This is a genomic window from Sphingobium sp. Z007 (assembly GCF_900013425.1).
Taxonomy (GTDB): Bacteria; Pseudomonadota; Alphaproteobacteria; order Sphingomonadales; family Sphingomonadaceae; genus Sphingobium.
In genome coordinates, this window is the sequence record NZ_FBXK01000005.1 from 2,516,490 (window position 1) to 2,530,817 (window position 14,328).

Consider the following 14,328-nt stretch of genomic DNA (forward strand, 5'->3'; position numbering starts at 1 on the left):
TTGGGCTGGCGCGTTAACGCATCAAGCGACTGCCCCTATCCGAGGGCGGCAGATTTGGGAAGAGTGTAGGCCGGGTAGCACGTCAGTAGATCCCGCCCTGCCCTTCCAGGAAGTCGGCGTCGCTGCGCTGGCGGCTGCGGCCCGTCACCGCTCTGGCGGCGGCGACCTTGGCCTGGGCTTCGGCTTCTTCCTTGCGGATCGAGCGGCGGGGTTCGGATTCAGGCTTGAACGCTTCCCAGATGACCGCGGGCTTGGCGTCGGTGCCGGGCCAGGCGCCATAGACGCGCTTGCCCGACCGGCGGTCGATCGCGACCATGCGAATGCCGGCCGGCGCGACGAAGGGCGTCTTGGGCATGGTTTCCAGGATCGGCGCCATCGCCGCTTTCCAGATCGGCGCGGCGATACGGCCGCCCTGCGCCCAACCGCCCAAGCTGCGTGGCTGGTCGTAACCGATATAGACGCCCGCGACGAGATCGGGCGATCCGCCCACGAACCAGACATTCGTCGGGCCGTTGGTGGTGCCGGTCTTGCCGAACAGCGGGCGTTTCAAGTCCGCCAGCACCGTCGCGGTGCCGCGCTGGATCACGCCTTCGGTGATGTGGACGACCTGATAGGCGGTCATCGGGTTCATCACCTGGCGACCCTCCATGCCGAAGCGGGGCATGGGCTTGCCGTCCCAGTTCGCCATGTTGCAGCCGTCGCAGGGACGCCAGCGTTCCGGCCAGATCACTTTGCCGCGCCGGTCCTGGACATAATCCATCAGCTTGGACGGGAATTGGCGGCCCTGGTTGGCGAGTGTCGCATAGGCGTTAACCATCTTTTCCACCGTCGTCTCGCCCGCGCCAAGCGCGAAGGAGAGATAGGGCTGATAATCGCCGATGCCCATATTCTTGATGGTGCGCACGACTCGGTCCATGCCGGTCTGGCTGGCGGCGCGCACGGTCATCAGGTTGCGCGACTGTTCCACGCCCCAGCGCATCGTCTGTGGCCCGGCGCTGCCGCCGGAGAAGTTGCGGAAGCATTTCTGGCCGAGGCCCGCGCCCTGATAGACGCATAAGGGACCATCGACAATGATCGACGCCGGAGTCATGCCGCCGTCGAGCGCGGCGGCATAGACGAACGGCTTGATGGTGGAGCCGGGCTGGCGCATCGCCTGGGTCGCGCGGTTATAGGAGGACAAGCGCGAATCGAAGCCGCCCTGCATCGCGCGGATGCGGCCGCTATGGACTTCTTCGGCGACCATGCCGCCCGACACTTCGGGGATGGAGCGCAGCGCCCAGCTCGATCCGTTGCGCGCGACGACGATCAGGTCGCCGGGCTTCATCGCGGAAAAGGCCGGGCCGCCGATCTTGCGATAGGGCATCTGCGCCGATCCGGCGGGCAGCGTGCCCGTGCTGCCGTCGGCAAAGCCGATCTGCGCATCGGACGATGTCCGGCTGATAATGACGGCGACGCGCCACTGCGCATAATCGACGGAGATATAGCTGGCGGCCAGCTCGCGTTCCCAGCCATTGTCGATATTGATATGGCCGACCGGGCCGGACCAGCCGCGCCCGGCGTCGAAGCGCAGCAGACCGTTGCGCAATGCGGTGGCGACGCTGTCCTGCACCACCGGATCATAGGGGCTGCGCACCCACAGGCCGCCGGCATAGACGCTGTTGGGACCGTCTTCGGCCTTTTCGCCGAACAGCCCGATCAGGCGACGACGGACTTCCTCCATATAATAGCCGCCCGCGCGCGCATCGAAGCTGGAACCATGGGCGGCGACGGTGCCGAGCGGTTGGGCCACCGCCGCGTCGCGCTGCGCCGCGGTGATGAAGCCATTTTTGAGCATTTCGCCCAGCGCCCAATTGCGCCGGTCGAGCGCGCGGGCGTGGCCGGTTTCGCTTTCGGGACGGTAATTGGCCGGCCCCTTGGGCAGGATCGACAGATAGGCCATTTCATGCAGTTGGAGGTCGGCGACATCCTTGTCGAAATAGGCGCGCGCGGCGGCCTGCACGCCATAGGCGTTCCGGCCCAGGAAAATCTGGTTGAGATAGAGTTCGAGAATCTGCTGCTTGCTCAGCACATTTTCCATGCGGTAGGCGAGGATCATCTCCTTCACCTTGCGCGTGGGCGAATATTCGTCGCCGATCAGCAGATTCTTGGCCACCTGCTGCGTGATGGTTGAGCCGCCGCGGGCGCGCTGGCCGGAGCCGAGCTTGCTGGCATAATCCACGACCGCGCCCGCGAAACCGGGAATGTCGACGCCATGATGTTCGAAGAAGGTCTTGTCCTCCGCCGCCAGATAGGCGCGGATCAGCAGCGGGGGATAATCGCTATATTGCAATTGGACCCGGCGTTCGCGGGCATAGCTGTGGACCGGCTGGCCGTTGATGTCGCGCACGATGGTCGGCAGCGGCGGCTCATATTCCAGCAGCGTCGCCGCATCAGGCAGGCCGCGCGCGAAGATCAGCCAGAAGAGTGCGCAGAACAGCGTGAAGCCGCCCAGCAAAATCGCTATCCAGCGAAACCAGCGGCGCTGCCACAAGGGGCGCAGACGGCCGAAAAAGCCCCCCGCGTCGCGGCGCAGGCGATAGGCGAAGGACGACGGGGCGGGTTCGGAACGGGCCTCTTCCATGGGGAAGAGGCTCTAGGGTCAAATTATCGCCAAGACCAGTGGGCATGACGCGATCCGACGCAACTGTTGCTGCCACCCCCAGCATCCGTTCGCCCTGAGCCTGTCGAAGGGCCGCTCTTTTTTCCTTGGTAAAGCGAAGAGCAGGGCTTCGACAGGCTCAGCCCGAACGGTGAGTGTTTGGGACGTTGAATGCGCTCAGCCGCCCGCAGCCTCGCCGCGCATCGCCAGCTTGCGGGCGAAATGCACCTCGATCGCGCGGGCGACGCCGCGGGCGATCTTGCCCTGCCCTTCGCGCGACGACAGGAAGGCCGCGTCGTCGGCATTGCTGATATAGCCGGTTTCGAAGAGGACCGACGGCGTGTCCGGGGCCTTCAGGACCATCAGCGACGCAAAGCGGTGATAGGCGCTGCGGAAGGGCACATAGGGCGCCGCTTCCCGCTGCAACAGCCGCGCGAAATTGGCCGAGATGTTCATCGATTCGCGCTGGGTCAGGTCGATCAGGATCGATGATACGTCACCCGACTGGCCGCCAAGGTTTACGCCGTTGATGATATCGGCCTTATTTTCCCGCGCTGCCAGCCGCGCCGCTTCCCGGTCTGACGCGGTTTCGGACAGGGTATAGACGGTCGCGCCATGCGCTTCCGCATTTTCCGCCGCATCAGCATGGACGGAGATGAAGAGGTCCGCGCCCAGCTTGCGGGCAATGCCATAGCGTTCCTGCAACACCAGGAACTTGTCGTCGTCGCGGGTCAATGCCACGCGCACCCGGCCGGATTTGACCAGCTGGTCGCGAATCGCCTGGGCGATGGCCAGCGTCACGTCCTTCTCCCGCTTGCCATTGTCCTTGTTGATCGCGCCTGGATCATGACCGCCATGGCCCGCATCGATCACCACCAGCGGCCTGGCGCCGTTATTCGCGCCCTCCACCTGCGGCAGCGAGACGCCGCGCGACGCGGCGGGGATCGGCACGGTGATCGAATGGATGCGCTTTTGCGGAAAGGCCGCCATATTGGCGGGCGCATCGAAGCGGGTGCGCCCTTTCGCCACTGCGGCGCGGAACCGGCTGTCCGTGACGCCCTGCAACGAGAAGCTGAGCGATTTGCCGTCCTGCGCCAATCGCGCATTGCCGAGCGTCGCCGGGGTGGAAAGGTCCAGCACCACACGCGCCGTGTCGCCGCTCAGCTGCCCCTGGCGCACTGCGGCGATCGCCCCATTGCCAGGCGTGAACCGGCCCCGCCCCATTTGCGCGCCGTCGATGTCGAGCGCGATACGGCGCGGCGAATCCAGCAGGAAGGCCGAAGCCCCGTCCACGCGGTCGTCGAAGCGCACGACGACCGTGTCGTCGCGCACGTCCACGCCGGCTATGCCGCCGGCGCTGCCGGGGACCGCCATCAATATCGTGCCTGCCAGGGCAATGCTTTGGAGCATGCGCCGCTTGTGCGACGTGCGCCTATGGGCCGTCCAGCCAAATTTCATTTGGGCTAATCCGTTCAGCGTCCCCACGCTAAACCCCGGATTAAGCATTGCTCCTTGTGGCCCGGTAAAATGAGAGGGTTAACCCGTCCTTCACGATGAATAGGACATCGATAGCCATAGCGGCGGACACGGCATTATATTTCAGGCGGCCGTTGCCCCGTCGGTATTTGACTGCTACCCATTCATATTCCCGAAAGACTTGCCGATATCACGGCAGCCTTGCGGGGCAATGAGATAGGCACCGGCGGAGGCAGTATTTGCCCCCCGCAGTGCCGCAAACAGGTTGACGCTGCATGAGGCATGATTTCCATTCCACGCTTGCCCCGGTAACGGGCGATGCGGCGTGGATGGTCCGGCCCGGCGATTTGTCCGGCCCTGCCGACGCAGCAGACGCGCAACATTTCCTACAAACCTGGACGATGTCGACATCCGCGCCCTTAACGGAGCGCGCCCGGCCGTCCCTTCACTATCGCGTGGCGGCGCGGCCCTGTGCCGCAGCCCGCCCACGCCGGAGATATATAGATGACAATGCGTATGCTGATCGACGCGCGCCACCGGGAAGAGACCCGGGTCGCGGTCGTCAAGGGTAACCGGATCGAGGAATTCGACTTCGAGTCCGCTGAGCACAAGCAGCTCAAGGGCAATATCTATCTGGCCAAGGTGACTCGCGTGGAGCCCTCGCTCCAGGCGGCCTTCGTCGATTATGGCGGCAACCGCCACGGCTTCCTCGCTTTCAGCGAAATCCACCCGGACTATTACCAGATCCCGCGCGAAGACCGCGAGGCATTGCTGCGCGAAGAGCGCGCGCACGCCGAGGAAGAGGCCGCGCTGCGCGCCGATTTCGATGATGACGACGACGGTCACGATCTGGACCATGATCCGATCGCGCCCGAAGGCGGCGTCGAATATGTCGAGGCGACCCATCATCATGACGATGAGGAGCCAGGCGAAGAGGGCGAACAGGCCGAAGGCGAAGGCGGAAACGACAGCACCAATGGCGCGCCGAACGGCCGTCGCGGTGGTCGAGGGCGTGGTCGCGGTGGCGATGAAGCTGCCGACGAACTGCGTCGCAAGCGCATGGCGCTGCGCCGCCGCTACAAGATCCAGGACGTCATCAAGCGCCGCCAGGTTCTGCTGGTGCAGGTCGTCAAGGAAGAACGCGGCAACAAGGGCGCTGCGCTTACCACCTATCTGTCGCTGGCCGGCCGCTATTGCGTGCTGATGCCCAACACCAGCCATGGCGGCGGCATTTCGCGCAAGATCAGCAATGTGGCCGACCGCAAGCGGTTGAAGTCGATCATCGCCGAAATGGCGCTGCCCTCGTCCATGGGCTGCATCGTGCGCACCGCCGGGCTGCAACGCACCAAGCCGGAGATCAAGCGCGACTTCGACTATCTCGCCCGCCTGTGGGACGAGATTCGCGAAAAGACGCTGAGCGCCGCCGCTCCCGCCCTGATCCACAATGACAGCGACCTCATCAAGCGGGCGATCCGCGATATCTACAACAAGGATATCGAAGAGGTCATCGTCGAGGGCGAGCATGGCTATCGCGCGGCCAAGGACTTCATGCGCCTGCTGATGCCCAGCCATGTGCGCCGGGTGAAGCAATATGCCGATCCGGTGTCGCTGTTCCAGCGCGCCAGCGTGGAAGAGCAGCTGGCGGCGATGTATAATCCTGTCGTCCAGCTCAAGTCCGGCGGCTATCTGGTCATCAACCCGACCGAGGCGCTGGTGTCGATCGACATCAACTCCGGCCGGTCGACCCGCGAACATGGTATCGAGCAGACCGCCGTCGCCACCAACCTGGAAGCCGCCCGCGAAATCGCGCGCCAGCTGCGCCTGCGCGACATGGCGGGCCTGGTCGTCATCGACTTTATCGACATGGAGGTGAACTCCAACATCCGTAAGGTCGAGAAGGCGATGAAGGAGGCGCTGAAAGACGATCGCGCCCGCATCCAGGTCGGCCGCATCTCCGGCTTTGGCCTGATGGAAATGAGCCGCCAGCGCCTGCGCACCGGCGTCCTGGAAGCGTCCACCCGCCAGTGCCCGCATTGCGAGGGCACCGGCCTCGTCCGCACCGCATCGTCGGCGGGCCTGGGCGCGTTGCGTATGTTGGAAGAAGAAGCGGCGCGCGGTCGCGGCAGCCTCATCACGCTGCGCGCCAGCCAGGAAGCGGCCTTCTACGTGCTGAACAACAAGCGCCGCGAACTGGACGAAATCGAGCAGCGCTATGGCGTGTCGATCGAAGTGCTGCCCGATGGCGAGGTCGAGGGCGCGCGCATGTCAGTCGAAGCCAGCGGCCCCCGACCGGAGCGCGTCGTAAGCTACGCGCCGTTGCCGGAAGAGGATGACGATCTGGACGTCATCGAGGAGGAAGAAGAGGAAGAGGTCGAGGAGGCCGAAGCCGAAGTCGAAACCGAGCGTGAGGAACGTGCCGATCGCGGCGAACGCGCGGACGAAGATCGGGACGGCGGCCGCCGTCGCCGTCGCCGTCGTCGCCGTCGTGGCGGCCAGCGCGATGAAGCGCGCCCCGGCGAAGGTGCCGAGGACGAGGCCGGCGACAATGGCGACGCGGAATCGGAGGATGAAGACGAAGCCGTCGTCACCGCCGACGACGCGACCGACGCACAGGCAGAAGTGGCTGCCGTTGGTGATGACGAAGAGGGTGGCGCGCGTCGCCGCGGTCGTCGCGGTCGCCGTGGCGGTCGCCGCCGTCGCGAAGGTGGCGAGGACGCCGTAACGCTGGAAACCGAAGCCGGCCAATCGGACGAGCCGGTTGCCGAAGCGGTCGAAGCGCCGATGGTCGAAGCTGTGGTCGAAGAAGCGCCCGCCGAGGACGCCCCCAAGACCCGTCGTCGTCCCCGCGCTCGCAAGGCCAAGGCGGATGTAGAGCCGGTAGCCGACGTGGTCGAGCCGGTGGCGGAAGCCGCCGCCGAGCCCGCCCCGGTCGAGGAAGCTGTCGAAGCGACTGCTGAGGAAGCCCCGGCCAAGCCCAAGCGCACTCGTCGCAAGAAGCCGGTCGCCGACGCAGCGGAAACCGATGTGGTCGCCGAGGAAGCCGCACCGGTCGCCGATGCGCCCGTCGCCGAAGACGCGCCGGCCAAGCCCAAACGTCCCCGTCGCAAGAAGGCCGTCGTTGCTGATGCAGAGGCGGAAGCCGCTGCACCTGCGGTCGAAGCGCCTGCCGAAACGCCGGTCGCAGAAACCGCCGACGCCGCCAATGGCGAAGAGGGCGTGGGCGACGATGGCGAACCGCGCCGTGGCTGGTGGCAGCGCACCTTCGGCCAATAAGGCCGGACGTCAGACTGTTATGAACAAGCGCCGCTGCCCATCCGGTCCCGACCGGTGCGCAGCGGCGCTTTTCGTTGCGCCCGCGCGCTTCACGGCAGGTTCAGCCCGACCCTGCCATGCGGTCGCCGTGACGGTCTGCCCCTCCCCCTGCCCGGTCCGCCTCTGATGCGGCGGTCCATCAAGCTCTCCATCCTGGCGATCGCCGCGCTTGCCAGCATGGCGTGCCCGGCCGCCGCCCAGCAGATATTGCGCGATGCCGAAACCGAAGCCTTCATGGCCGACATGTCGGGGCCACTGGTCAAGGCGGCCGGTATGGACCCGCGCAATGTCCAGGTGATGGTCATCAACGACCCGGAGATCAACGCCTTCGTCGCCGGCGGCCAATATGTCTGGGTGCATAGCGGGCTGATCGCCCAGGCCGACAATGTGAACCAGTTGCAGGGCGTGGTCGCGCATGAACTGGGCCATATCGAGGGTGGCCATGTCATCCGGTCGGGCGAGGGGATCAAGGACGCCACCAGCGTCACGCTGTTGAGCCTGGTGTTGGGCGCCGCGGCGATCGCGGCGGGCGGCGCGGAAGCGGGCATGGGGATCATGGGCCTGGGCCAGCAGGCGGCGATGAGCAAGTTCCTGGCTTTTTCGCGCGGGCAGGAAAGCTCCGCCGATCTGGCGGGTGCGCGCTATCTGTCGAAAGCGGGGCTGAGTGGCAAGGGCAGTCTGGAATTTTTCAAGAAGCTGCAGAACCAGGAATATCGCCTCGCCATCCCTCAGGATAATAGTTATGGGCGCACCCATCCCCTGTCGGGCGAACGCATCAACGTGTTGCGCGAAGTCTATACGGTCGATCCGGCCTGGGAACGTCCGGTCAATCCGGCGCTGGAGGCGCGGTTCGAGCGGATCAAAGCCAAGCTGATCGGTTTCGTGTCCGAACCCACCCAGACCTTGCAGAAATATCCCGAAAGCGACCAGTCGATGCCGGCCCATTATGCCCGCGCCTATGCCTGGCACAAGAGCGCCTATCCGCAAAAAGCGCTGGAGGAGGCCGACGCCCTGCTGGCGGCCGCGCCGGACGACCCCTATTTTCTTGAGTTGAAGGGCCAGATCCTGCTGGAAAGCGGCCGCCCCAGGGATGCGGTGGCGCCGCTGCGCGAAGCGGTGAAGATCACCAATCAGCCGCTGATCTCCGTGCTGCTCTCCCACGCCCTGATCGCGACAGAGGACGAAAGCAATTTCGCCGAGGCTGAACAGGTGCTGCGCCTAGCGGTGCAACGCGACCGGGAAAATCCCTTCGCATGGTATCAACTGGGCGTCGTTTATGAGCGGCGCGGCGACACGCCTCGCGCGGCGCTGGCGACGGCGGAACGCTATGCCATGATGGGCGAACATCCCATGGCGCTGCGCAGCGCCGACGGCGCGATGCAGGGGTTGAAGCCCGGCACGGTTGACTATCTGCGGGCGCAGGATATCGCGATGACATCGCGCGCGGCGATCGAGCAGCAGCGCAAGAAAAGATAGATATGACAGACCAGACCCGGCCCAGCGTTCGCGCGGCCCTTTCCAACAGGACGATCCAGATGACCCTTGGCGCTTTTGCCCTGACCGCCGTTGTCGGCATCGCGCTGGCGGCGCAAGCGCCCGCCAGCGTCAACGCCACCGACAAGGCGGCGATCGAAAAGATCGTTCGCGACTATATTCTCGACCATCCTGAAATCATCCCGCAGGCGGTGGAGAAGCTGCAGGCCAAACGTATGTCGAACACGATCGACGCCAGCCGCAGCACGCTCGAAACCCCCTATGCCGGGGCGTGGGAAGGCGCGGCCAATGCCGATGTGACCGTGGTCGAATTTTTCGACTATGCCTGCGGCTATTGCCGCGCTTCGCTGCCTGACCTGGTCAAGCTGGTCGCGGGCGACGCGAAGGTGAAGGTCGTCTATCGCGAACTCCCGATCCTGTCGGACGAAAGCAGCGCCGCCGCCAAAGTCTCGCTGCTGGCGGCCGAGCGCGGGCAATATATGGCCTATCACAAGGCGCTTTACGGCGCGGGCAAGGTGACGCGCGATACGATCGCGGCGGCGGCGGCGAAGGCGGGCATTACCAGGTCGGAAGCCGAATCGGCGATCGCATCGACCAAATATGACGCCGAAATCCAGTCCAACATCGCCCTTGCCCAGAAATTGCAGGCCAGCGGCACCCCGACCTTCGTGATCGGCGGTCAGGTGCTGGGCGGGGCGGTCGGCTATGACGCGCTCAAGGCCGCCGTGGCGACAGCGCGGGGGAAGTAACAAAGACCCGTTCGGTTCGAGCCTGTCGAGAACCTGGCGCGAAGGGTTCTCGACAGGCTCGAACCCAACGGATGTCAGGATTTGGTGACCGTCCACCCATTGACTTGCCCCCCCCTTTTGCCTATCGGACGCCCCCTGACATGTGGCCGCTGCTTTGGCGGCCCTTTTTTGTCACGCCCGATTCTCTAGTTGTTTTTTGAGGAATGAACGATGAAGCGCACTTTTCAGCCGAGCAATCTGGTTCGGAAGCGCCGTCACGGTTTCCGCGCCCGCATGGCGACCCCAGGCGGCCGCAATGTGATTCGCGCGCGCCGTTCGCGCGGCCGCAAGAGCCTGAGCGCCTGATCGACGCGCCGCCGTCCGTTGCGCCTGCCACCATGCGCAGGCGTGCGGATTTTCTGGCGGCGAATCGCGGACGTCGCGCGCCCATGCCGGGATTCGTCCTGCTGGTGCGCGAACGCGGCGATGGCGACCCGGTGATGCGTATCGGCATCACGGTCACGAAGAAAATCGGCGGCGCCGTCATCCGCAACCGGATGAAGCGCCGCTTTCGCGTTCTGGCGCGCGAGCTGCTGCCAGCCCATGGCATTGCCGGCGCGGATCATGTGCTGATCGGCCGCGAAAGCGGGATCGAGCGGGATTTCGCGCTGCTGCACGCCGAATTGGGCAAGGCGTTGGGCAAGATCATGACGCGGCCCATCGATCCGCCGCGTGGTCCGCCGCGCCCCCGCAAGGGCAAGCCTGCAAAAAAGAGCGACACGCACGCGCCGCGCATGGGTGAAAAGCCATGATCGCGCGCCTGCTGATCCTGATTGCGCGCTTCTGGCAACTTGGCCCTTCGCGCATCCTGCCCCCCACCTGTCGTTACGCCCCGTCCTGTTCGGAATATGCGATTGTCGCGATCCGCAAATATGGCGCGATCAAGGGTAGCTGGCTGGGGTTCAAGCGGCTAATGCGATGCCACCCATGGGGCGGGTCGGGCTACGACCCGGTCCCCTGACACAGACATAAGACGGCGGAGCCGAACAACGTGGACGACAAGAAGAATATCATTCTGGCGGTGCTGCTGACCGCGGCGATCCTGTTCGGCTGGCCCTATGTCTCGCATTATTTCTTCCCGGCGGCCAATCCGCCCGCCACGAAGATCGAAGGCGGCAAGACCACCCCGGTCGCCGCGCCCGGCACCGATACGGCCGACGGCCCCGCCACGATTCGCGATCGCGCCATCGTGCTGAAGGAAAGCCCGCGCGTGCCGATCCGCACGCCCAAGCTGACCGGGTCGATCAACCTGCGCGGCGCGCGCATCGACGATATCGTGCTGCCGACCTATCGCGAGACCATCGCCAAGGATTCGCCCGCCGTCCGCCTGTATAGCCCCAGCGGCACGCAGGACGCCTATTTCGCCGGCTTTGGCTGGCAGGGTGAGGGGTTGAAGACGCCGAACAAGGACACGGTCTGGACCGCGCAGGGCAGCGAATTGACCCCGACCAGCCCGGTCACATTGATCTGGAATAACGGCGCGGGGCAGCTGTTCGAGATTCGCCTGAGCGTCGATGAAAATTATATGATTTCTGCCGCGCAGAAGGTGTCGAACAGCGGCGCGGGCGCGGTGGGCGTCAAGCCATACAGCTATATCAGCCGCACCGGCATTCCCAAGGACCCCGACACCTGGACCATCCATGTCGGGCCGATGGGCGTGTTCAATGGCGCGGCCAATTATGACGTGAACTACAAGGATCTGGACAAGGGTCCATCGACCCAGAGCTTCCAGTCCAAGGGCGGCTGGATCGGCTTCACCGACAAATATTGGCTCTCCGCCCTGGTTCCCGGCACGGACGCCGATTTCGCCGGGCAGTTCCGCAAGGGCGCAGGCACGCAATATCAGGCGGATGCTGCGCTCGGCTCGACCATGCTCGCGCCCGGCAAGGCCGCGACGCAGACCATTCGCCTCTATGTCGGCGCCAAGGAGGTCAAGACGCTCCAGGCCTATGAGCGCGACGGCGTGAAGCTGTTCGACCGCGCGATCGACTGGGGCTGGTTCTACTGGTTCGAACAGCCGATCTTCGCGCTGCTTCACTGGCTGTTCGAAACGCTGGGCAATTTTGGCTTCGCGATCATCTGCCTGACCTTCGTCGTGCGCGGCCTGATGTTCCCGGTCGCCCAGCGCCAGTTCGCCAGCATGGCGGCGATGCGCGCGGTGCAACCCAAGATGAAGGCGCTGCAGGAGAAATATAAGGACGACAAGCCCAAGCTCCAGCAGGAGATGATGGCGCTCTACAAGACGGAAAAGGTCAATCCGCTGGCCGGCTGCCTGCCCATCTTCATCCAGATTCCGATTTTCTTCGCGCTCTACAAGGTGCTGATGCTGACGATCGAAATGCGCCACCAGCCCTTCGTCCTGTGGATCAAGGATCTGTCCGCGCCCGACCCGCTGCATATCTTCAACCTGTTCGGCCTGCTGCCCTTCACCCCGCCGTCCTTCCTGGCGATCGGCGTGCTGGCGCTGCTGCTGGGCATCAGCATGTATTTCCAGTTCAAGCTGAACCCGGCCCAGATGGACCCGATGCAGCAGCAGATCTTTTCGATCATGCCGTGGATGATGATGTTCATCATGGCCCCTTTCGCGGCGGGCCTGCTGGTTTACTGGATCACCAACAACTGCCTGTCGATGGCGCAGCAATGGTGGCTGTATCGCCGCCATCCGGTGCTAAGTACGGCGACGGCGACGAAGTAAATAACCCTACCAAGTCCCCGTTCGTGCTGAGTAGGGACTGAGCGAAGTCGAAGGCCCGTATCGAAGCATCGCGCGCCTTCGGCCCTTCGATACACCGCTTCGACAAGCTCAGCGGTTACTCAGGGCGAACGGAGAAGAACGTGACAGAAGAAAATACTGACCTGATCGAGGAAGCGCGCAAGCTCTTCAGCGGGCCGATCGCCTTCCTCAAATCCGCGCCCACGCTCGACTTCCTGCCCGACATGGACGTGAACGAAGTGGCGTTTGCGGGCCGGTCCAATGTCGGCAAATCCTCGCTGCTCAATGCGCTGACCAACCGCAATGGCCTGGCCCGCACGTCCAACACGCCGGGACGCACGCAGGAATTGAACTTCTTCGACGTGGGCGTGCCGCTGCAGTTCCGGCTGGTCGACATGCCGGGCTATGGCTACGCCAAGGCGCCCAAGGACGTCGTGCGCAAATGGAAGTTCCTGGTGAACGACTATCTGCGCGGCCGCGCCTCGCTCAAGCGGGCGCTCGTGCTGATCGACAGCCGCCACGGCGTCAAGGATGTCGATAATGACATGCTCGACATGCTGGACGGGGCGGCGGTCAGCTATCGCATCGTCCTGACCAAGGCGGACAAGATCAAGGCGAGCGAACTCGCCGCCGTGACCCAGGCCACCGCCGACGCGATCCGCAAGCGCCCCGCCGCCCATCCCGACATCATCGTCACGTCGAGCGAAAAGGGCATGGGCATCCCGCAATTGCGCGCCGCGGTGCTGCAAAGCGTAACCCAGGGGTAATTCGCCATGGCCGACGACGATTATGTCTATGACGAAGCCAGCGGCGAATGGATCAGCGCGGCGGACGCCGTGGCAGCCGCCGGTACGGATGCCGTCGAGGTGCGCGATTCGGTTGGCAACCTGTTGGCGGACGGCGACCAGGTGACGCTGATCAAGGATCTGACCGTCAAGGGCGCGGGCCAGACATTGAAGCGCGACACGCTCATCAAGTCGATCCGTCTCACTGGTGACGCCCAGGAAATCGACTGCCGCTATGACGGGATCAAGGGCCTGGTGCTGCGCGCGGAGTTTGTGCGCAAGCGTTGAGTGGACGGACCGGCACCGACCATTACAGACATCCAACATCCGTTCGGGCTGAGCCTGTCGAAGTCCTGTTTTTCTTTAAATCCCTCGCATTTTAAAAGAAGTGAAGCCCTTCGACAGGCTCAGGGCGAACGGATGTTTGGATTTTGGGAATGGCAGGAAACCACCCATCCCCTTCGTCAAAACAGCCGATATTGCGCATCGCCCTTGAGCGGCCAGCTGCCTAAAATCTCATGCCGGGTGCGGCCGACATGGCTGCATATCAACACCACCTCGTCCACATGCCAGCTAAAGCCATCGATGCGCTGCTGGCTGGGCCGCGCGTCGCTGTAGAACAGGGTCTGGTGCGGGCTGAAGGTCCAGCCCGGACGCGGCGTCGCCCCGGCGCGCGCCATCGCGGCAGCGACCTGCTGCTGCACCGTCTTCAATCCGGCGATGCTGCGCGATGGCCGCAGGGCCGCCGACCGGCCGCCGACATGCACCGCGTCCATCATCAGGTCGAACGGCTCCGCCATGATCCCCGCTGCCGCCCGGCGCAACGCCTTGATGAGTTCATAGGGATAGTCCGGCCAGTCGGTCGTGATGCCCAGCGTCACATGCTGATGGTCGGGCAGGATGCGGTCCGCCTCCGGCGCCAGGGTCGCGGCGAAATGATCGATTTGCCGCGCGACGACCGGCGGCGGTTTCAGCGCGAAAAAGGGGCGGTAAAGCGGCTTGGTGCGGCCTTCCATGACAAGCGACTCCCGAATCATGCCGATTATGTTCATGATATGTTCTTATCCCTTCAGAGTCGAATCCCATCGGTGGAACCCGATCCGGCCCGTCCCGCGTTGACGA

12 protein-coding genes are annotated in these 14,328 nt (G+C 64.5%); 9 read left to right on the forward strand and 3 right to left on the reverse strand.

Features of this window, described 5'->3' with window-relative positions; translation table 11 throughout:
* Positions 1-82: 82 nt before the first annotated feature.
* Together CEQ44_RS20140 and CEQ44_RS20145 are read right to left on the reverse strand one after the other, a co-directional pair.
* Complete coding sequence (locus CEQ44_RS20140; RefSeq protein WP_088182273.1) at positions 83-2,620, reverse strand: penicillin-binding protein 1A; 2,538 nt, start codon at positions 2,618-2,620, stop codon at positions 83-85.
* A gap of 195 nt (positions 2,621-2,815) precedes the next feature.
* Positions 2,816-4,096, reverse strand: coding sequence for an N-acetylmuramoyl-L-alanine amidase (locus CEQ44_RS20145; RefSeq protein WP_088182274.1), 1,281 nt, complete (start codon positions 4,094-4,096; stop codon positions 2,816-2,818).
* Positions 4,097-4,618: 522 nt separating this feature from the next.
* Here CEQ44_RS20145 and CEQ44_RS20150 point away from each other — a divergent pair.
* The 9 genes from CEQ44_RS20150 to CEQ44_RS20190 all read left to right on the forward strand — a co-directional run bounded on the left by CEQ44_RS20150 (position 4,619) and on the right by CEQ44_RS20190 (position 13,494).
* Entirely contained in the window at positions 4,619-7,387 is a 2,769-nt protein-coding gene (locus CEQ44_RS20150) for a ribonuclease E/G (RefSeq protein ID WP_254913777.1), read from the forward strand.
* A 165-nt stretch (positions 7,388-7,552) separates the two neighbouring features.
* Positions 7,553-8,902, forward strand: a complete 1,350-nt coding sequence (locus CEQ44_RS20155; RefSeq protein ID WP_088182276.1) for a M48 family metalloprotease — start codon at positions 7,553-7,555, stop codon at positions 8,900-8,902.
* Positions 8,903-8,904: 2 nt separating this feature from the next.
* Positions 8,905-9,669 carry a DsbA family protein gene (locus tag CEQ44_RS20160; RefSeq protein ID WP_088182277.1) on the forward strand — a complete coding sequence of 255 codons (765 nt, stop codon included), beginning with the start codon at positions 8,905-8,907 and terminating at the stop codon, positions 9,667-9,669.
* Between the two features lie 210 nt (positions 9,670-9,879).
* Positions 9,880-10,014 (forward strand): 50S ribosomal protein L34, encoded by a 135-nt coding sequence (gene rpmH, locus CEQ44_RS20165; RefSeq protein ID WP_021317369.1) that lies wholly within the window; start codon positions 9,880-9,882, stop codon positions 10,012-10,014.
* Positions 10,015-10,046: 32 nt separating this feature from the next.
* Positions 10,047-10,460: a ribonuclease P protein component gene (gene rnpA / locus CEQ44_RS20170; protein ID WP_088182278.1), complete on the forward strand. Its 414-nt coding sequence runs from the start codon at positions 10,047-10,049 to the stop codon at positions 10,458-10,460.
* Complete coding sequence (gene yidD, locus CEQ44_RS20175; protein WP_088182279.1) at positions 10,457-10,669, forward strand: membrane protein insertion efficiency factor YidD; 213 nt, start codon at positions 10,457-10,459, stop codon at positions 10,667-10,669. The genes rnpA and yidD overlap by 4 nt, the downstream gene beginning before the upstream one ends.
* Positions 10,670-10,699: 30 nt before the next feature.
* Positions 10,700-12,403, forward strand: a complete 1,704-nt coding sequence (gene yidC, locus CEQ44_RS20180; protein ID WP_088182280.1) for a membrane protein insertase YidC — start codon at positions 10,700-10,702, stop codon at positions 12,401-12,403.
* Between the two features lie 140 nt (positions 12,404-12,543).
* Entirely contained in the window at positions 12,544-13,188 is a 645-nt protein-coding gene (gene yihA / locus CEQ44_RS20185; RefSeq protein WP_066604847.1) for a ribosome biogenesis GTP-binding protein YihA/YsxC, read from the forward strand.
* A gap of 6 nt (positions 13,189-13,194) precedes the next feature.
* On the forward strand, positions 13,195-13,494 hold the full coding sequence (locus CEQ44_RS20190) for an alkylphosphonate utilization protein (RefSeq protein WP_088182281.1): 300 nt from the start codon (positions 13,195-13,197) through the stop codon (positions 13,492-13,494).
* Between the two features lie 176 nt (positions 13,495-13,670).
* Here CEQ44_RS20190 and CEQ44_RS20195 read toward each other — a convergent pair whose 3' ends face one another.
* The gene (locus CEQ44_RS20195; RefSeq protein ID WP_088182403.1) at positions 13,671-14,222 is read right to left on the reverse strand and encodes a 2'-5' RNA ligase family protein; all 552 of its coding nucleotides are present in this window, start codon (positions 14,220-14,222) and stop codon (positions 13,671-13,673) included.
* Positions 14,223-14,328: the final 106 nt, after the last annotated feature.